Source organism: Kitasatospora sp. NPDC096077 (assembly GCF_040303245.1).
Classification (GTDB): Bacteria; Actinomycetota; Actinomycetes; order Streptomycetales; family Streptomycetaceae; genus Kitasatospora.
Map to the genome: position 1 here is coordinate 19,151 of NZ_JBEOSV010000064.1, position 17,413 is coordinate 36,563.

Annotated in this window: 17 protein-coding genes; 11 read left to right on the top strand and 6 right to left on the bottom strand. The window is 72.3% G+C overall.

What is annotated here, in order from left to right; translation table 11 throughout:
• Nucleotides 1–7 precede the first annotated feature (7 nt).
• The 3 genes from ABTZ03_RS35010 (at nt 8) to ABTZ03_RS35020 (ending at nt 5,016) form a co-directional block, all read left to right on the top strand.
• A complete protein-coding gene (locus tag ABTZ03_RS35010) occupies nt 8–1,597 on the top strand; it encodes an SCO6880 family protein (RefSeq protein ID WP_350517205.1) in 1,590 nt (529 codons plus the stop codon).
• A 50-nt stretch (nt 1,598–1,647) separates the two neighbouring features.
• Complete coding sequence (locus tag ABTZ03_RS35015) at nt 1,648–2,997, top strand: ATP-binding protein (protein WP_350517206.1); 1,350 nt, start codon at nt 1,648–1,650, stop codon at nt 2,995–2,997.
• Nucleotides 2,998–3,216: 219 nt separating this feature from the next.
• Nucleotides 3,217–5,016 carry a bifunctional metallophosphatase/5'-nucleotidase gene (locus tag ABTZ03_RS35020; RefSeq protein WP_350517207.1) on the top strand — a complete coding sequence of 600 codons (1,800 nt, stop codon included), beginning with the start codon at nt 3,217–3,219 and terminating at the stop codon, nt 5,014–5,016.
• A 72-nt stretch (nt 5,017–5,088) separates the two neighbouring features.
• Here the strand turns inward: ABTZ03_RS35020 and ABTZ03_RS35025 are convergent, their stop codons facing one another.
• From ABTZ03_RS35025 to ABTZ03_RS35045, 5 genes are all read right to left on the bottom strand, one after another.
• Nucleotides 5,089–6,573 (bottom strand): sensor histidine kinase, encoded by a 1,485-nt coding sequence (locus ABTZ03_RS35025; RefSeq protein WP_350517208.1) that lies wholly within the window; start codon nt 6,571–6,573, stop codon nt 5,089–5,091.
• Nucleotides 6,570–7,340, bottom strand: coding sequence for a response regulator transcription factor (locus tag ABTZ03_RS35030; protein WP_350517209.1), 771 nt, complete (start codon nt 7,338–7,340; stop codon nt 6,570–6,572). Before ABTZ03_RS35030 ends, ABTZ03_RS35025 begins: the two co-directional genes overlap by 4 nt.
• A 126-nt stretch (nt 7,341–7,466) precedes the next feature.
• Complete coding sequence (locus ABTZ03_RS35035; protein ID WP_350517210.1) at nt 7,467–8,693, bottom strand: S1C family serine protease; 1,227 nt, start codon at nt 8,691–8,693, stop codon at nt 7,467–7,469.
• A 115-nt stretch (nt 8,694–8,808) separates the two neighbouring features.
• The gene (locus tag ABTZ03_RS35040; RefSeq protein WP_350517211.1) at nt 8,809–9,867 is read right to left on the bottom strand and encodes a LacI family DNA-binding transcriptional regulator; all 1,059 of its coding nucleotides are present in this window, start codon (nt 9,865–9,867) and stop codon (nt 8,809–8,811) included.
• Between the two features lie 136 nt (nt 9,868–10,003).
• Nucleotides 10,004–10,735, bottom strand: coding sequence for a response regulator transcription factor (locus ABTZ03_RS35045; protein ID WP_350517212.1), 732 nt, complete (start codon nt 10,733–10,735; stop codon nt 10,004–10,006).
• Between the two features lie 647 nt (nt 10,736–11,382).
• On the opposite strand from ABTZ03_RS35045, the gene ABTZ03_RS35050 reads away from it, so the two are divergent.
• The 7 genes from ABTZ03_RS35050 to ABTZ03_RS35080 all read left to right on the top strand — a co-directional run bounded on the left by ABTZ03_RS35050 (nt 11,383) and on the right by ABTZ03_RS35080 (nt 16,035).
• Nucleotides 11,383–11,676: a MoaD/ThiS family protein gene (locus ABTZ03_RS35050; RefSeq protein WP_350517213.1), complete on the top strand. Its 294-nt coding sequence runs from the start codon at nt 11,383–11,385 to the stop codon at nt 11,674–11,676.
• Nucleotides 11,677–11,681: 5 nt separating this feature from the next.
• Nucleotides 11,682–13,142 carry a hypothetical protein gene (locus ABTZ03_RS35055; RefSeq protein WP_350517214.1) on the top strand — a complete coding sequence of 487 codons (1,461 nt, stop codon included), beginning with the start codon at nt 11,682–11,684 and terminating at the stop codon, nt 13,140–13,142.
• Nucleotides 13,143–13,243: 101 nt separating this feature from the next.
• Entirely contained in the window at nt 13,244–13,966 is a 723-nt protein-coding gene (locus ABTZ03_RS35060) for an LmeA family phospholipid-binding protein (protein ID WP_350517215.1), read from the top strand.
• A gap of 250 nt (nt 13,967–14,216) precedes the next feature.
• Complete coding sequence (locus ABTZ03_RS35065; protein ID WP_350517234.1) at nt 14,217–14,297, top strand: Ms5788A family Cys-rich leader peptide; 81 nt, start codon at nt 14,217–14,219, stop codon at nt 14,295–14,297.
• Nucleotides 14,298–14,526: 229 nt separating this feature from the next.
• Entirely contained in the window at nt 14,527–15,363 is an 837-nt protein-coding gene (locus tag ABTZ03_RS35070) for a sulfurtransferase (protein ID WP_350517216.1), read from the top strand.
• Nucleotides 15,364–15,400: 37 nt separating this feature from the next.
• Entirely contained in the window at nt 15,401–15,691 is a 291-nt protein-coding gene (locus ABTZ03_RS35075) for a DUF1416 domain-containing protein (RefSeq protein ID WP_030244525.1), read from the top strand.
• 65 nt (nt 15,692–15,756) lie between these two features.
• The gene (locus tag ABTZ03_RS35080) at nt 15,757–16,035 is read left to right on the top strand and encodes a DUF3099 domain-containing protein (protein ID WP_350517217.1); all 279 of its coding nucleotides are present in this window, start codon (nt 15,757–15,759) and stop codon (nt 16,033–16,035) included.
• Nucleotides 16,036–16,057: 22 nt separating this feature from the next.
• Here ABTZ03_RS35080 and ABTZ03_RS35085 read toward each other — a convergent pair whose 3' ends face one another.
• A complete protein-coding gene (locus ABTZ03_RS35085) occupies nt 16,058–16,420 on the bottom strand; it encodes a DsrE family protein (RefSeq protein ID WP_350517218.1) in 363 nt (120 codons plus the stop codon).
• Between the two features lie 348 nt (nt 16,421–16,768).
• Here ABTZ03_RS35085 and ABTZ03_RS35090 point away from each other — a divergent pair, with 348 nt between their 5' ends.
• Entirely contained in the window at nt 16,769–17,353 is a 585-nt protein-coding gene (locus ABTZ03_RS35090; RefSeq protein WP_350517219.1) for a heme-binding beta-barrel domain-containing protein, read from the top strand.
• The last annotated feature ends 60 nt before the right edge of the window (nt 17,354–17,413 follow it).

Below are 17,413 nucleotides of genomic sequence, written 5' to 3' on the forward strand. Positions count from 1 at the left end.
CGGGTAAGTGAGCAGCGAACCGCTCGGCCAGTACGGGGCCCAGTACGCCCAGCCGTACGTGCACCAGCGCCGCACCTACCTGATCGGCAAGGCCCGCCCGAACGCGCCGATCGGCCGGAACCGGGAGTCCGGGGAGATCCTGCTGATCATCTTCGGGGCGTTCCTCGGGATGCTCTGGGGTCTGCTGATGCCGGTCCTGGCGCTGCGGATCGCCGGGTTGATCGGCCTGCCGCTGCTGGCCATCGCGGCGGTCTACGTGCCGTACCGCAAGCGGACGTTCTACAAGTGGGTGGAGATCAACCGCACCTACCGCCGGACGGCCCGCAGCGGGCGCGGGCTGTGGCGTTCGGACGCGATGGACGCGGGTACCCGGATGGACGGCCGGGAGGTGGAGATCGGCCCGCCGCCCGGGGTGGGGCGGCTGCGCTGGCTGACCGCGCCGTTCGGGCCGGACGAGGTCGGGGTGCTGATGCACCTGGAGCGGCGGACGGTGACGGCCGCGATCGAGATCGAGGGCCCGGGCGTCGGGCTGCGCGACTCGGAGGACCAGGAGGCGCTGGTCGACCGCTTCGGTACGCTGCTGAAGCACGTCGCCAACGGGGACGGCTTCGTGACCCGGCTGCAGATCCTGGCCCGCACCCTGCCGGCCGACCCGGACGCGCACGCCAAGGACGTCGAGCGGCGCGGGGACCACGACGCGCCGCGCTGGCTGCAGGACTCGTACGACCAGCTGCAGTCGATGGTGTCGACCTCCTCGGAGCAGCACCGGGCGTACCTGGTGGCCTGCATGCACTACACCCGTGACCTGGCGGCGGAGGCGCACGCGATGGGCCGCAGCGCCCACGACAAGCGCGCGGCCGGTGCCCCGTCCCGGGACGACGACGGGCTGGCGGCCGTGATGGCCCGCGAGCTGACCGACATCTGCGCCCGGCTGGCGGAGGCGGACATCAGGGTGCGCCAGCCGCTGGGCCAGGCCCGGCTCTCCTCGCTGCTGCACTCGATGTACGACCCGGACCACCCGATCGACCACATCCAGGCGATGTCCCGGCGCAACGCCTGGCCGGCCGAGCTGGACGCGACCCACCCGCAGTACCTGACCGCGAAGACCCGGGAGTCGGCGACCCGGGAGCCGTGGTGCCACGCGACGGCGTGGGTCAAGGAGTGGCCGCTCACCCCGGTGGGCGTCAACTTCCTGGCCCCGCTGCTGGTGCACACCCCGGATGTGATCCGGACGGTCGCGGTGACGATGGACCTGGAGCCCACCGACGTCGCGATCGAGCGGATGCTGACCGAGAAGACCAACGACGAGGCGGAGGCCAGCCGCGCGGCCAAGATGAACCGCACGGTCGACCCGCGCGACCTGGCCCACACCGGCCGGGTGGACCAGCGCGGTGACGACCTGGCCTCCGGCGCGGCCGGGGTGAACCTGGTCGGCTACATCACGGTCTCCTCGCGCAACCCCGACGCGCTGGCCCGCGACAAGCGGACCATCCGGGCCTCGGCCGGTAAGAGCTACCTCAAGCTGGAGTGGTGCGACCGCGAGCACCACCGGGCCTTCGTCAACACCCTGCCGTTCGCCACCGGCATCCGGCGCTGACCCGCCGCCCGTGACCGTCCACCCCGCCCGCTGACACCAGGAGGCCGCCCATGGCGCTCGGCAACCTCACCGACGCGTTCACCAGCCTGATGTTCGGCAAGGTGGAGACCACCCGGCTGCCGGTGCGCACCTCCACCGGCCAGGCCCAGGCGGTCTACCTGCCCACCGCCGCACCGGGGTTGGGCGACTCGGGGGTGATCATCGGGCGCGAGGTGTACAGCGGCAAGGGCTACGTGTACGACCCCTTCCAGCTGTACGGGCAGCAGCTGCCGGCTCCGCACTGGCTGGTGCTGGGCGAGTCCGGCAACGGCAAGTCCGCGCTGGAGAAGACGTACGTGCTGCGGCAGTTGAGGTTCCGGGACCGGCAGGTCGTGGTGCTCGACGCGCAGGGCGAGGACGGCGTCGGCGAGTGGAACCTGATCGCGAACGCGCTGGGCATAAAGTCCATCCGACTGGACCCGATGGCGGCCCGGGACGGCGGGGTGAAGCTCAACCCGCTGGACCCGGCGATCACCCAGACCGGCCAGCTGTCGCTGCTGCGCACCATCGTCGAGGTGGCGATGGGGCGCGGCCTGGAGGAGCGGGCGGGCTTCGCGCTGAAGGCCGCGCACGCCCATGTGGTGGCCTCGGTGCGGGATCGTCAGCCGGTGCTGGACGACATCATCGACACCCTGCGCAACCCCGACCTGTCCTCGGTGGAGTCGCTGGGCGTGGCGGTGGACGAGGTGCAGTCCTGGGGCCTGGACGTGGCGCTGGTGCTGGACCGGCTGGTCGACGGCGACCTGCGCGGCATGTTCGACGGCCCGACCACCGACGGCATCGACCTGGACGCGCCGCTGATCGTCTTCGACCTCTCGCACATCGACCGCAACTCGATCGCGATGCCGATCCTGATGGCGATCGTCGGGGTGTGGCTGGAGCACACCTGGATCCGGCCGGACCGGAAGAAGCGCATCTTCCTGGTCGAGGAGGCCTGGCACATCATCAACAGCCCGTTCGTGGCGCAGCTGTTCCAGCGGTTGCTGAAGTTCGGCCGCCGGCTCGGGCTCTCCTTCGTGGCGGTGGTGCACCACCTGTCGGACGTGGTGGACGGGGCGGCGGCCAAGGAGGCCTCGGCGATCCTGAAGATGGCCTCCACCCGGACGATCTACATGCAGAAGGCCGAGGAGGCGCGGGCCACCGGCCGGGTGCTGGGCCTGCCGCGCTGGGCGGTGGAGATCATCCCGACCCTGTCGCCGGGCATCGCGGTCTGGGACGTCAACGGCAACGTCCAGGTGGTCAAGCACATCATCACCGACACCGAGCGGCCGCTGGTGTACACCGACCGGGCGATGACCGAGGACGCGGTGGCCGAACGGGCGCGGGCCGAGCGGCAGTTGGCGGCCGAGCCGGGGGTCTGAGCGGGGCCCTGGGCCGCGGCCCGGGGCGCCTTCGGGGGGTCGTGCGCAGGCCACCGGTCCCGTCGGGACGGCGGTGGTTCGTCGACAGGTAATCCTCTCGTTACGTCAGACACCCTGACAGCTACGCGCGTTGACCCTAGGCTGCACTCGCGCAACACATCGCCCACGCACCGGTGCCCTCGCCGCCGCGTGCTCCTCCACAGTGCAGGGGAACCTCTCATGCTCACCGTCAGATCCCGACGGGCGGCGTTCGCCGTCGTCGCCGCCGCAGGTCTGTTCGGCACGGTGGTCGTGCCGACGGCCGCCCAGGCCGCCGACGCCAACGCCAAGCGTCACAAGACCGTCAACCTCCAGCTGCTGGCGATCAACGACTTCCACGGCAACCTGGAGCCCCCGGCCGGCTCATCCGGCACGATCAAGGAGATCGACCCGGCCACCGGCCAGGTGGTCTCGACCCCGGCCGGCGGCATCGAGTACCTGGCCACCGAGCTGCGCAAGGCGCGGATCCCGGCCGACGACTCGATCACCGTCGCGGCCGGTGACATCGTCGGCGCCAGCCCGCTCACCTCGGCGCTGTTCCACGACGAGCCGACCATCGAGGCGATGGACAAGCTCGGCCTGGACGTCACCTCGGTCGGCAACCACGAGTTCGACCAGGGCGCGGCGGAGCTGCTGCGCAAGCAGGAGGGCGGCTGCCACCCGACCGACGGCTGCTACGAGCCCGGTCGCACCTTCAAGGGCGCCAACTTCAACTACCTGTCGGCCAACGTCACCGACGAGCAGACCGGCAAGCCGCTGCTGCCGCCGTACTGGGTGACCAAGTCGCAGGGCGTGAAGATCGGCTTCATCGGCGTCACCCTGGAGGGCACGCCGAACATCGTGACGGCGGAGGGCGTCAAGGGCCTGAAGTTCGGCAACGAGGTCAGCACGATCAACAAGTACGCCGCGGAGCTCAAGGCCAAGGGCGTCAACTCGATCGTCGCGCTGATCCACGAGGGCGGCTACCCGGCCGGCGGTGTCTACAACTACGACTGCGGCCCGGCCGGCCAGGGGATCTCCGGACCGATCGTCGACATCGCCAAGAAGATCGACCCGGCGGTCGGCGCCATCGTCACCGGCCACACCCACAACGCGTACTCCTGCAGCATCCCGGACCCCAACGGCGTGCCGCGCTCGGTGACCAGCGCCGCCTCCTTCGGCCGGCTGTTCACCCAGATCGACATGAAGCTGGACAAGACCACCGGCGAGATCGTCCGCCCGTCGGTCAAGGCCGAGAACCACGTGGTGCGCCGTACGGTCGAGAAGGCCCCGGACATGACGGCGCTGATCGACCGCTACTCCAAGCTGGCCGCCCCGAAGGCCAATAGGCCGATCGGCTGGATCGCCTCGGACATCAACGGCCGTGGCAGCGGCGACCTGGAGAAGCCGCTCGGTGACGTGATCGCCGACGCCCAGCTGGAGGGGCTCGCCCCGGCCGACAAGGGTGGGGCGCAGGTCGCCTTCATGAACCCCGGGGGCCTGCGCTCCGACCTGGTCTACAAGGCCTCGGGCGGTGAGGGCGACGGGGTGGTGACCTACGGCGAGGCGTTCACCGTCCAGCCGTTCACCAACATGATGCAGGTCAAGACGCTGACCGGGGCCCAGCTGATCCAGCTGCTGCAGCAGCAGGTGAGCGGCCTCAACGACGCGGCACCGAAGGTCCTCCAGGTGTCGAACAACCTCCACTACACCCTGGACATGCGCAAGACCGGCGCGGACCGGGTGGTCCTGGACTCGATCCGGCTGAACGGCGCCCCGGTCGACCCGGCCGCCAGGTACCGGGTCGCGGCCAACGAGTTCCTGGCCGGCGGCGGCGACGGCTTCCCGGCCTTCGCGGCCGGCACCGACAAGCTCGTCGGCGTCTCCGACCTGGACGTCTTCACGGCCTACCTGACGGCCCACAGCTCGGCGGGCTCGCCGCTGAAGGCGCCGGCCCAGGACCGGATCAAGGTCCTCGGCCCGGGCGGCGACATCGACTGACCGGCCGTCGGCCGGATCCGAGGACGGGCGGGGCGCTGTCGGGGCGCCCCGCCCGTCCGTTGTTCCCGGCGGCTACTCGGGGGCGGGGCCGCCGGGAAGTCTCACGGTCGCCAGCGCGCCCGGTCCGCCGTCCCCGGCCGGGCCGAGCGTGACCTCGCCGCCGGCCTCCCGGACGCTCTGCGCGACGATCGACAACCCCAGGCCGGAGCCGGGCAGTTGGCGGGAGGAGGGGGAGCGCCAGAACCGGTCGAAGACGTACTGCAGTTCGTCCGGCGGGATGCCGGGGCCGTGGTCGCGGACGGTCAGCACGCCCTGGTGGAGCCGGACGTCGATGGTGCCGCCGGGCGGGCTGTACTTGACCGCGTTGTCCAGCAGGTTGATCACCGCCCGCTCCAGGCCGGCCGCGTCGCCGTGCGCGTACCAGGGCTCGGTGCTCACCTCGAAGACCAGGCCGGGACCGCGGAGCTTCGCGCGCTCGACCGCCCGGCCGGCGATCTCGTGCAGGGCGACCACGGTGAGGTTGGGACCGGCCTTGGGGGTGTCGGGACGGGAGAGCTGGAGCAGGTCGCCGATCAGCACGGTGAGTTCCTGCATCTGGGCCTTCATGTTGCCCAGCAGCTTGGTCTTGGTGGCGGCCGGCAGCGGGCGGCCGGTGTCGTTGCTGCGGATCAGCAGGTCGACGTTGGTGCGCAGCGAGGTGAGGGGCGTGCGCAGCTCGTGGCCCGCGTCGGCGATCAGCCGGGTCTGCCGCTCGCGGGAGTTGGCGAGGGCGGTGCTCATCGAGTTGAAGGAGGTGGAGAGCCGGGCGATCTCGTCGTCGCCGTGCACCGGGATGGTGGTGCCGACCTCCTCGGTCCGGGCGATGTGCTCGACGGCGTCGGTGAGTTGGTCCACCGGCTTGAGGGAGGAGTGGGCCACCAGGCGGCCGGCGACGGCGGCGAGCAGGATGCCGCCGAGGGAGACGGCACCGAGGAGGACGGCGAGGCCCTGGAGGGAGTCCTCGACGGACTTGGTGGGGGTGGCGACCATCGCGATGGCCGGCCCGAGGTTGTGGCCCTGGGCGGCGGAGATGCGGATGATGGCGGGATCGCCGTTGGCGTAGTAGCCGTCACGGACGATCGTCTGGCCGGGCTTGAGGTGGTAGCCCTGGGCGTCACTCGGTTCGATCGCGATGGCTCGGCCGGCTCGTATGGGAAAGCAGACCTGACCGGTGTTCGCCAGGACGAACTGGAGGTCCCTGAGCGGGTTGCTGCCCTCGGACGACGAGCCTCCCTGTGCTGTCGGCGCCTCCTGCGGGGAGTTGGCGCAGTACACGACCGAGGGGACGGCGCGGGGCGTCGGGGCGTCGAGCAGTTCCGTTCGGACCTGGCCGTACAGCTGCCTCTCCACGATGAACCAGCACGCCAGCGCCGACATGGCGATGGCCACCGCCACCGCCGCCGCGCTCAGGAAGGTGAGGCGGCCGCGGAGCGAGCGGGAGCGGTACCAGTGGACGGCGCGCGCGCGGCGGCCGGGCGCCCGCGGGGGAGCCAGGGGCGGGGGCGGAACAGTGCTCACGCGCTGGTGCCGGCGGCCGGGCGCAGGGCGTAGCCGACGCCGCGTACGGTCTGGATGAGCCGCGGCAGGCCGCCCTGCTCGGTCTTGCGGCGCAGGTACATCACGTACACGTCCAGGGAGTTGGAGGACGGTTCGAAGTCGAAGCCCCAGACCGCCTTGAGGATCTGCTCGCGGGTCAGGACCTGCCGGGGGTGGGAGAGGAACATCTCCAGCAGCATGAACTCGGTGCGGGTGAGTTCGACCGCCTTGCCGCCGCGGGTGACCTCCCGGGTGGCGGTGTTCATCCTCAGGTCGGCGAAGGCGAGCACCTCGCTGTCGTCCTCGACGGAGGCGCGGGCGGCGGCCTCGGTGGCGAGGGCGTTGCGGCGCAGCAGGGCGCGGACGCGGGCGAGGAGTTCGTCGAGCTCGAAGGGCTTGGCGAGGTAGTCGTCGGCACCGACGTCGAGGCCGGTGACGCGGTCGCCGACGGCGTCGCGGGCGGTGAGCATCAGGACGGGGACGGTGTCGCCGCGGGAGCGCATCCGGCGGACGGCGGTGAGGCCGTCCATCCGGGGCATCATGATGTCCAGCAGGACGAGGTCGGGCTTGTCGCGCTCGACGGACTCCAGGGCCTCGTAGCCGTCGGTGGCGGTGGCGACCTCGTAGCCCTCGAAGGCGAGGCTGCTCTCCAGGGCGTCCCGGAGGGCGGGTTCGTCGTCGACCACGAGGAGCCGGGCGGAGGGGTGGCCGGCCTCGGCGGTGGTGCGGTCGTCGGCGGACGGGGTCATGGGCGGGTGCCCTTTCTCGTCGGGTGGAGGGCCTGCTGGGTCTGCTGGTCGTGCTGGTTCTGCTGGTGGCCATTGTCCGCCTCGCGGACTCGCCGGTCCTACGGATTCCGGCTCACCGGCCGTGCCTCACAGGTTCTGGCCGGCTTCGAGCTTCGGCAGGACCTGCTTGATGTCGTTGATCGGGATGGCGAAGCCGAGGCCGACGCTGCCGGCGCCGCTGCTGCCGGAGGAGCCGGAGCCGCTGGGCGCGTACATCGCCGAGTTGATGGCGATGACCTGGCCGTTGGCGTTGATCAGCGGGCCGCCGGAGTTGCCGGGGTTGAGGGCCGCGTCGGTCTGGAAGGCCTTGTAGGTGGTGGTGCTGCCGTTGTTCTGCTGTTGCTGTTGCTGCTGCTGGGCGCCGCCGCCGCGCATGCCGGGCAGGCCGGGCAGGAACGGGAGGCCGAAGCCGCCGTTGCCGCTGGTGGAGCTCTCGTCGACCTGGACGGTGACGTCGCGGTTCTCGGCGCTGATGATGCCGGAGGTGACGGTGCCGGTGAGGCCGTCGGGGTTGCCGATGGCGACGACCGGGTCGCCGATGGCCACGGTGGAGGAGTCGCCGAGGACGGCCGGGGTGAGGTTCTTGGCGCCGGTCGCGGTGATCACGGCGACGTCGAGGTTCTTGTCGGTGCCGGTGACGGTCGCGGGGGCGGTGGAGCCGTCCTTGAAGGTGACGGTGATCTGTCCGCCGTCGGCGGCGGTCGAGATCACGTGGAAGTTGGTGAGGATCTGGCCGCCGTCGTTCAGGACGACGCCGGTGCCGGTGGCGGTGCCGTTGCGGTCCTTGACGGTGATCTGCACGACGCTGGGCGAGACGGTGGCGGCGATGGCGGGCACGTTGGCGGTGCCGTCGGTGCGGGCCGAGACGGGGCTGGCGATGGTGCTGACCCGGGTGTCGCCGGACTGCCGGTCGGCGGCGATGACCCCGCCGGTGACACCGCCGATGACGGCGGCGATCGCGGCGACGGCGGTCACCAGGGCGAGCCGTCCGCGCAGCAGGCCGCGCCGGGCCCGGCCGTGGTTGCCGGGGCCCTCGGGGCCGCTGGGGTGGCCGAACAGGGTGGGCGGCTCGGGCGGCATCGGCGGCGGGGGCGGGGTGGCGCCGAAGGCGCCGCCGGAGTGGTCCTCCTGGTGGCCGTACCCGCGGTACGGGTCGGTGCCGCCCTCGGTGGCGCTTTCGGCGCCGCCCTGGTGGTGGCCGTACCCGGTGTAGGGGTCGGTGCCGTCGGTGCCGGAGCCCAGCACGGTGCCCTCGATGACGCGGGGCTCGTACTGGCCGTACTGCTCGCTGGGGTTGTGCCGCTGTTCGCTCATGTCCACCAAGCTCCGCCTGGTGGATGAGGACCGGATGAGAAGCGGCTCAGAACGCGGCGAGAAGCCCGTTGACTTCTCATAAAGCCTGGTCAGACCGCCTCCGGAGCGGAACCTGCTATTCCGTTACGGCTGCGCCGGGTGCGGCGCCGTCGCAGCCGCAGGAACGGCGGATGACCAGGCGGGACGGGAACTTCCGGACCCGCTCGGTGTCCGAGCCGGGCACCATCAGGGAGTCGTCCAGCACCAGGTCGACGGCGGCCCGGGCCATCGCGTCGCGGTCGGAGGCGACGGTGGTCAGCGGCGGGTCGGCGAGCGCGGCCTCGGGCACGTCGTCGAAGCCGGCCACCGCGAGGTCCTCGGGGACCCGCAGGCCGACCTCGCGGGCGGCCCGCAGCACGCCGATGGCCTGGTCGTCGGTGGAGCAGAAGACCGCCCGGGGGCGGTCCGGGGAGCGCAGCAGGTCGAGCGCGACCTCGTAGGCGCCGTAGCGGTGGAAGGGCGCGTCGATCAGGTGCGGCGCGGTGGGGACGCCGTGGGCGTCCATGGCGCGCTGCCAGCCCTCGACGTGGTCGATGACCGGGTCGCCGGGGGCGGGGGACTCCACCGGGCCGCCGAAGCAGGCCACGTACGGGTGCCCGTGCTCCTCCAGCAGGTGGCGGACGACGGCCTCGGCGCCGCCCACGTCGTCGGTGACCACCGCGACGTCGTCGATCGCCTCCGGGCGGCGGTGCAGCAGCACCACCTTCGCCCCCTCCATCGCGGCGAACTCCTCGGCGGCGCGCTGCGAGGGGCCCTGGCTGACCAGGATCAGACCGGAGACCCGCATGCCGAGGAAGGCGCGGACGTAGTGGACCTCGCGGTCGTCGACGTAGTCGGAGTTGCCGATCAGCACGAGCTTGCCGCGCTCGGAGGCGGCCCGTTCGACGGCGTGGGCCATCTCGGCGAAGAAGGGCTGGCGGGCGTCCGGGACGACCATGCCGATCAGGTTGGTCCGGCGGGAGGCCATCGCCTGGGCGACGCTGTTCGGCCGGTAGCCGAGCTGCTCGATCGCGGCGAGGACCTTCTCCCGGGTCGCGGGCGCGACCGGGCGCGGACCGTTGTTGATCACGTAGCTGACGACCGCGGTCGAGGTCCCAGCCAGTCGGGCTACATCGTCGCGCGTCACCTTGGCCACGGGGGGAGTCTACGCGTGTGGCCCCCGGGGCGGCAGTGGGACCTGGGGCCGCTCCGGGGGCTCGACGGGGCCGCACCGGGAGCAATCCGGACGAGCCGGGCGGGGGACGGGCCCGCCCGGCTCCGCGGCGCGGGGGTCAGGCCTCCAGCGGGGCCGAGGGGCGCTGGGCGAGCTCCGGGCGCTCGCTCTTCTCGGGCTTCTCCGGGACGACGAAGCGGTAGCCGACGTTGCGCACGGTGCCGATCAGCTGCTCGTTCTCGACGCCGAGCTTGGCGCGCAGCCGTCGTACGTGCACGTCCACCGTCCGGGTGCCGCCGAAGTAGTCGTAGCCCCAGACCTCCTGCAGCAGCTGGGCCCGGGTGAAGACCCGGCCGGGGTGCTGGGCGAGGTACTTGAGCAGCTCGAACTCCTTGAAGGTGAGGTCGAGCGCCCGGCCCTTGAGCTTGGCGGAGTAGGTGGCCTCGTCGACCGAGAGGTCGCCGTTGCGGATCTCCATCGGGCTGTCGTCGGCGACGACCTGGAGCCGGCCGAGCGCGAGCCGCAGCCGGGCCTCGACCTCGGCCGGGCCGGAGGTGTCCAGCAGGACGTCGTCGATGCCCCACTCGGCGGTCACCGCGGCCAGGCCGCCCTCGGTGACCACCAGGATCAGCGGGCAGCCGATGCCGGTGGAGCGCAGCAGCTGGCAGAGGCTGCGGATCTGCGGCAGGTCGCGCCGCCCGTCGACCAGGATGACGTCCGCGCTCGGGGTGTCCACCAGCGCCGATCCCTCGGCGGGGGCCACCCGGACGTTGTGCAGCAGCAGGCCGAGGGCCGGCAGCACTTCGGCGGACGGCTGCAGTGCGTTGGTGAGGAGGAGGAGTGAACTCATACCCGGTGGTCCCCTTTCCGGGTCGTCGCGGTCGCGTCCCGGCTGCCGCCGCAGTCGGAGGACGCCGGGGTGAGGGGGAAGGACGCCCGGGCGGTGTCGGGGAAGCGCTGGGCGCGCCGGGGGTCCCGCAACCCCCGGTGCACCGTTCCTGCCCTGTTCATCCCGCGAACCCTCCGGTCTGGTCCGGTCCCGGGTGGCGGCCCGGCGCCGGGTGGCGACCCCGCCGGGCCGGCACGTCCTTGTGCCGCGAGAGGCGGGGCGGTTCCCGCGAAGCGCCGGGGGTGGGCCGACGAATCGCACGAACGTCCGTACTGGCGTCCTGAAAGCACAAAAGGACCCGGGGGCGACTCTGCCCGGATCCCTCTTGGTGGTCGAGGATAGCCGACCGGCTACCGCGCCGGGAGTGCGCGAATCCGGCGGTTCGCCCAATCCGGGCGTGCGCCGGGTGAGCCTGGACACAGCTTCGAGCGCCGCTGCGGGTCGGTCCGGCCAGGCCGGTTGCCGTCCGCACCGGCGGACACGCCATCATGGGACGCACATCGGCGGCGCTGCCGGGATCCACCGTTCGGGTGGTTCGGCGGGCGCGGCGACGGCGAGCCGGACCGGGGCACCGGGGCCGGGCGAGGACGAACGGAAGGGGTGGCCCGATGGGCGCGACCACCGAGCCCGCGAGCGGCGCCCGGGCGCGCGGGACGATCCGCTACTGGGCGGCGGCGAAGTCCGAGGCCGGGCTGGCCGAGGAGCCGTACCGGGCGGCGACCCTCGCGGAGGCGCTGGCGGCGGCCCGGGAGCGGCACGCCGACCGGCCGAAGTTCGTCCAGTTGCTCGGGCACTGCTCGTACCTGGTCGACGGTGCACAGGTGGGCGGCCGGGACCACGCGACCGTGGCCCTGACCGAGGGCGGGACGGTCGAGGTCCTCCCGCCGTTCGCGGGAGGCTGAGCGGCGTGACGGACATGAACAACCCGAACCACGGCGGGGGCTACGGCAACTGGCCGCAGCAGCCCCAGCCCCAGCCCCAGCCGCCCCATCCGCACCGGCAGCCGCCGCACCCGCAGCAGCACCCGTACGGCTATCCGGTGGACGACGAGGCGGCGACCACGCTGCTGCCGCCGGTGCCCGCGCTGGACGACGCGGCCGCGACCACCCTGCTGCCGCCGGTGCCCCCGATGGACGACGCGCCGACCGCGCTGCTGCCGCCCGTCCCGCCGCTGGACGACGCGGCGGCCACCACGCTGCTGCCGCCGGTGCGGGTCTCCGGCGCGATGCCGGTCGCCCCGCCGCCGCACTTCGGGCAACCGCCCGTGCAGCAGTCCCCGATGCCCGCACCGATGCAGGCACCGATGCAGGCCCCGATGCAGGCACCGCCGGCGTACCAGCCGCCGCAGCCGCCGGTGCAGCAGCCGCAGCAGCCGTCCCGGGCACGGCACCGGGCCCCGGCGGCGCAGCAGCCCGCCGCCGCCCCTGCCCCGGTCGCGCAGCAGCAGGCCGCGCCCGCCGGGCCGCCCGCGGCCGGGATGCCGCCGGGCGCCGGGATGCCCCCGGGCGGGCTCGGCTTCGACCCGCCGACCATGACGCTCAAGCGCCCGGACGTCCCCGGCGGCCCCGCCGGGCCCGTCGGCCCCGCCGTCCCGCCGTACGGCGGCGTCCCACCGCAGCCGCTGCCGGTCGCCCCGCAGGCCGCCGCTCCGGCCGCCCGGACCGGTTCGCCGATCATCGACCCGGGCCTCCAGCCCGCCCTGATCACCGCCGCCGCGGCCGCGCTGCTGGCCGGCGGCGCCGCGCTGGGCCAGGTGGCGCTGGCCCTGGTGGTCGCGCTGCTGCAGCTGCTGACGGCGGCCGGCTGGTTCCGGCTGAACGGCATGTGGCCGGCCCGGCAGGGCATCCTGCTCGCCGCGCTGGCCGGGCTCACCGCCGACGCGGCGGTGCTGCTGGCGGACGTGAACGGCGGTGCGGCGGCCGTGGTCGGCACCCTGGGCGGGTTCTTCCTGCTGGTGCTGGTCCTGCAGACGTTCCGTCCCTCGGACCCGAAGGAGCGGTTCTACGCGCTGACCGTGCTGGGTTCGGCCACCGTGGTGACGGCGCTGTGCACCACGCTGCTGCTGGCCGACTGGGTGCCGGCCGGGGTGGGCGCGGTCGCGCTGGCCACCCTGCTGGCGGCGGCTCCGCTGCCCGGCCCGAAGCAGCTGGGCCCGGTGCTGGGCCTGGTCGCGGCGGTGCTGCTGGGCGTCCTGGTGGGTGCGCCGGTGGCGCTGGGTGCGCTCGCCGGGCTGGGTGCCCTGGTCGGCCGCCGGGTCGCGGCGTACGACTTCCCGTCCCGCTTCGTGCACATGACGGCGGGCGTGGCGCTGCCGCTGGCGGTGGCCTCGCCGCTGATCTGGCTGGCCACCGACCTGCTGGCCGGCTGAGCCGGGTACGTCACAACCGCGTCCCGTCCCGGAACCACCTTCCGGGGCGGGACGTCGTACGGTCGTGCGGTGGACGGCGACCGGCGACGACGGGGGACACGATGCGCGGATGGCTGAAGGCGACGATCGCCCTGGTGGTGCTCGCCGGGCTGCTGGTGGGCGCGGACCGGATCGCGGTCGGGGTGGCCGAGGACGAGGCCGCCGACCAGCTGGTGAAGAGCGGCCAGATGAGCAAGCGGCCGGACGTCACGATCGAGGGCTTCCCGTTCCTCACCCAGGTGCTCTCGAAGAAGCTGGACGACGTCCGGATCACCTCGGACGGCCTGACCGTGCAGAACGACGGCAAGCAGGTGGCGCTGCACTCCTTCCAGGCCAAGCTGTCCGGGGTCGAGGTCGGCGGCAACCTGAAGAGCGCCACCGTGGACAGCGGCAGCGGCAGCGGCGTGATCACCTACCAGGACCTCGCCCAGTTGCTGCCGCCGGCCTCCCAGCTGATGGGCGGCGCCCCGCTGCCGGGCGGCGCCAACTCCCGGCTGAGCCTGTCGTACGGCGGTCCGGGCAAGGTGAAGGCCTCGCTGGGGCCGGTCTCGGTCGGTGAGGCGACCGTGCACAACCAGGGCAACACCATCACCGTGGACGGCCTCAAGCTGAGCTCGCTGGCCGAGATGTTCGCCGGTCTCACCAACCGGAAGGTCGAGCCGGCCAGCTTCACCCTGGACTCGATGCCGGCCGGGCTGCAGCTGGCCGGGAAGGACGGCGTGACGCCGCTGCCGGACGGCCTCCAGCTGTCCTTCGAGGGCAAGGGCGTCAAGCTGCTGGGCTGATCCCGGCCCCCGCCGGGAGGCCCCCGTTCCGTTCCCCGTTCCCCGTTCCGCTCCGCGAGACGCGCTGTCCAGCGCGGCCCGCGGGGCGTCGTCGTTTCCGCCCGTTGTGCGCCGTCGCCGGGCCCTCGTCCGGCGCCCGCCCGGTGCCCGGCGGGCCGCTTTCACGGTGAATCCCAGCATGCGGTCGTTTCGATCCCGGCATTCGATACGCTGATGACAGCGGCCCCCGGGTGTCCCTAGCATCGTCACCATGAAGCGACAGACGGATCTCACGAAGCGGCGGGCGGTCGACCTGTGCCGCGTGGCCGCCTGTCTGTGTCGAATGCGCTAAGTCGGCGTCTTGGCAGGGCAGTTGAAGCCCGCCGCCGAACTTCCCGGTGATCCTGCCCGGCCTCCTTGGCCGCTGGTCGCCGCCGTACTCCGCAGTTCCCCGCCCGGTTGTCCCGGCTTCGCCGCTCCGTCCCATCATTCGGACAGGAATTCGGACCGGACCCGTCCGGGCACCCCTGCAGCACCCGTGAGCAGCACCTCCGCACACCGCCCTCGGATGGAGAACCACCATGAGCCGCAGCGACGTCCTGGTCGACGCCGACTGGGTCCAGGCCCACCTGGACGACCCGAAGGTCGTCATCGTCGAGGTCGACGAGGACACCTCCGCGTACGACAAGAACCACATCCGCAACGCGGTCCGGATCGACTGGAAGAAGGACCTCCAGGACCCGGTCCGCCGCGACTTCATCGACCAGGCCGGCTTCGAGGCGCTGCTCAGCGCCAAGGGCATCGCCAACGACGACACCGTCGTGCTGTACGGCGGCAACAACAACTGGTTCGCCTCGTACGCCTACTGGTACTTCAAGCTGTACGGCCACGGCGACGTCCGCCTGCTGGACGGCGGCCGCAAGAAGTGGGAGCTGGACTCCCGCGACCTGGTCTCCGAGGTCCCGGCCCGCCCGGCCACCCAGTACGCCGCGCAGGCCGCCGACGCCTCGATCCGCGCCTTCCGCGACGACGTGCTCGCCGCCATCGGCAACCTCAACCTGGTCGACGTCCGCTCGCCCGACGAGTTCTCCGGCAAGCTGCTCGCCCCGGCCCACCTCCCGCAGGAGCAGTCGCAGCGCCCCGGCCACGTGCCGAGCGCCCGCAACATCCCGTGGGCCAAGAACGCCAACGACGACGGCACCTTCAAGAGCGACGACGAGCTCAAGGCCCTGTACGAGGCCGAGGGCATCGACCTGGCGAAGGACACCATCGCCTACTGCCGGATCGGCGAGCGCTCCGCGCTCACCTGGTTCGTCCTGCACGAGCTGCTCGACCAGCAGAACGTGAAGAACTACGACGGCTCGTGGACCGAGTACGGCAGCCTGGTCGGCGTGCCGATCGAGCTCGGCAGCAACTGAGCCCCCGGCTCGACCCGTAAGTCAGAAGGAGACAGACATGTGCGGTGCGAAGGCCGGCGGCCCGGACCTGGCAGGAGTTGACGTGGCGAACGAGACGATCATCCAGGGTTCGGTGACCCGCGACGGAGAGCCGGTCAACGGCTACGTCCGGCTGCTGGACGAGGGCGGCGAGTTCACGGCCGAGGTGCCCACCTCGGCGACCGGCCAGTTCCGGTTCTTCGCCCGCCCGGGCAAGTGGACCCTGCGCGCGCTGGTCCCGGGCCAGACCGTGGACCGTCAGGTGGTGGCCTCCCAGGGCGCCGCCGTCGAGGTCGCGATCGCGGTCTGACCGGGCCGGACGAACACACCGAGGGCCCCTGCCGAGCAGGGGCCCTCGGTCGTACCGTGGAAGACGTGCAGACGAGGCGTCGGCGGCGCTACTACTACGCCATGATGGGCGTGTGCCTGGGCCTGTTCGTCCTGGCCTGGGGCGTGGTGCGGTTCTTCTCGGTGGGGGCCGCGGTGGGCCTGTGCGTGTTCGCGATGGTCATCCCGCCGGCCGCCGCGGTGTTCGCCAACAAGCGGGACCCGGACGACGACTGGTGGAACGACCCCCGCTGGGACGACCCGAAGTGGGACGACCCCGGTCACGACCGGGACCACCCCGACCACGAGCGCCACGACAAGCCGTAGACGTTCCTCGGCCGGACAGGGCCTAGTAGACGAGCGCCTGGACGCCGTCCGCCATGATCTCGCTGACGAAGACCTGGGCGCCCGCGATCCGGACGCCCTCGACGGTGTCCTTCTGCTCGATCCCGCGCCGGACCGCGCACTGGGTGCAGAGCGTCACCGAGCCGGACTCCAGGATCGACTCCAGGAGGTCCGGCAGCGGCGCGGCGTGCGGCAGTTCGAACTCCGCGGCCCTGCCCGGCAGGGCGAACCAGGAGGACTCCCCGGTCAGCCAGAGCGAGACCTCGATCCCGCTGGCGACGGCCACGGCCGCCACCGTGAAGGCCTGCGAGCAGCGCTCCGGCGCGTCCGCCCCGGCCGTGACCTTGATGACGAGCTTCTTCGACATGGCGCCACCTTAGAGGTCCCGCCGCCGCCGTCCGCCGTCATCGTGGAATCCCTTGGGCAAACCTTGGACGGCGTCCCGGATCCGGCACGAAACCCGACGTGGTGGGGCTCACCGCGACCGCCCGGACCCCGCTGGATAGAGTGGGCGCGAGCAGAATCCACCACACTGTCGCTGCCTGGGAGCCAACCGTGTCCGCTCTGGAAATCTTCTTCGACGGTCTGCTGGCCCTGATGGCCGTGCTGATCACCTGGTTCGCCATCTTCTCCGTGATGAAGCTGTACCAGGGCCAGCGCTGACCCTGCCGTACGGTTGAGGCAGACCGCACCGACCACGACAGTGACCAGGAACATGATCGAGATCCCCTCTGACCTCCACAAGGACGTCGTCCCGCTCGCCTTCCTCCTCGGTACCTGGGAGGGCGCGGGGGTGTACGACTTCCCGGGCACGGAGAAGTGCAACTTCGGCCAGGAGATCGTGATCCGGCACGACGGCCGGCCCTTCCTGGAGTTCCGCTCCCGCACCTGGGTGCTGGACGAGCAGGGCGAGAAGGTCCGTCCGCTGGAGAACGAGCACGCCTTCTGGCGCATCACCAGCAACCACGACGGCACCACCGGCGCCCGCGGGATCGAGATCTCCTCCGTCCGCGACGACGGCACCGTCGAGATCTGGTACGGCGAGCTGGCCGACGGCAAGCCGCAGGTCGACGTCTCCACCGACGCGGTGGCCCGGATCGAGGGCTCCCCGGAGTACTCCGGCGGCAAGCGGCTGTACGGCTTCGTCAACAACGAGCTGCTCTGGGTCGGCGAGAAGGCCGCCCCGAGCGTCCCGCTGCGCCCGTACATGTCCGCGCAGCTGAAGAAGGTGCTCAGCCCGGCCCAGCTGATCAAGGACATCAACGACCTGCCGGACGACGGCATCGCCTTCTTCAAGTAGGCCTTCGAGTTCGCACGATCCGTGCACGAGGTAGGGACCGGCCCCCGGCCGGTCCCTACA

Coding starts and splice junctions, on each gene's coding strand:
- ABTZ03_RS35015 (WP_350517206.1), top strand. CDS start 1,648: ATGGCGCTCGGCAACCTCACCGACGCGTTCACCAGCCTGATGTTCGGC.
- ABTZ03_RS35020 (WP_350517207.1), top strand. CDS start 3,217: ATGCTCACCGTCAGATCCCGACGGGCGGCGTTCGCCGTCGTCGCCGCC.
- ABTZ03_RS35030 (WP_350517209.1), bottom strand. CDS start 7,340: ATGACCCCGTCCGCCGACGACCGCACCACCGCCGAGGCCGGCCACCCC.
- ABTZ03_RS35035 (WP_350517210.1), bottom strand. CDS start 8,693: ATGAGCGAACAGCGGCACAACCCCAGCGAGCAGTACGGCCAGTACGAG.
- ABTZ03_RS35045 (WP_350517212.1), bottom strand. CDS start 10,735: ATGAGTTCACTCCTCCTCCTCACCAACGCACTGCAGCCGTCCGCCGAA.
- ABTZ03_RS35050 (WP_350517213.1), top strand. CDS start 11,383: ATGGGCGCGACCACCGAGCCCGCGAGCGGCGCCCGGGCGCGCGGGACG.
- ABTZ03_RS35060 (WP_350517215.1), top strand. CDS start 13,244: ATGCGCGGATGGCTGAAGGCGACGATCGCCCTGGTGGTGCTCGCCGGG.
- ABTZ03_RS35065 (WP_350517234.1), top strand. CDS start 14,217: ATGAAGCGACAGACGGATCTCACGAAGCGGCGGGCGGTCGACCTGTGC.
- ABTZ03_RS35070 (WP_350517216.1), top strand. CDS start 14,527: ATGAGCCGCAGCGACGTCCTGGTCGACGCCGACTGGGTCCAGGCCCAC.
- ABTZ03_RS35075 (WP_030244525.1), top strand. CDS start 15,401: ATGTGCGGTGCGAAGGCCGGCGGCCCGGACCTGGCAGGAGTTGACGTG.
- ABTZ03_RS35085 (WP_350517218.1), bottom strand. CDS start 16,420: ATGTCGAAGAAGCTCGTCATCAAGGTCACGGCCGGGGCGGACGCGCCG.
- ABTZ03_RS35090 (WP_350517219.1), top strand. CDS start 16,769: ATGATCGAGATCCCCTCTGACCTCCACAAGGACGTCGTCCCGCTCGCC.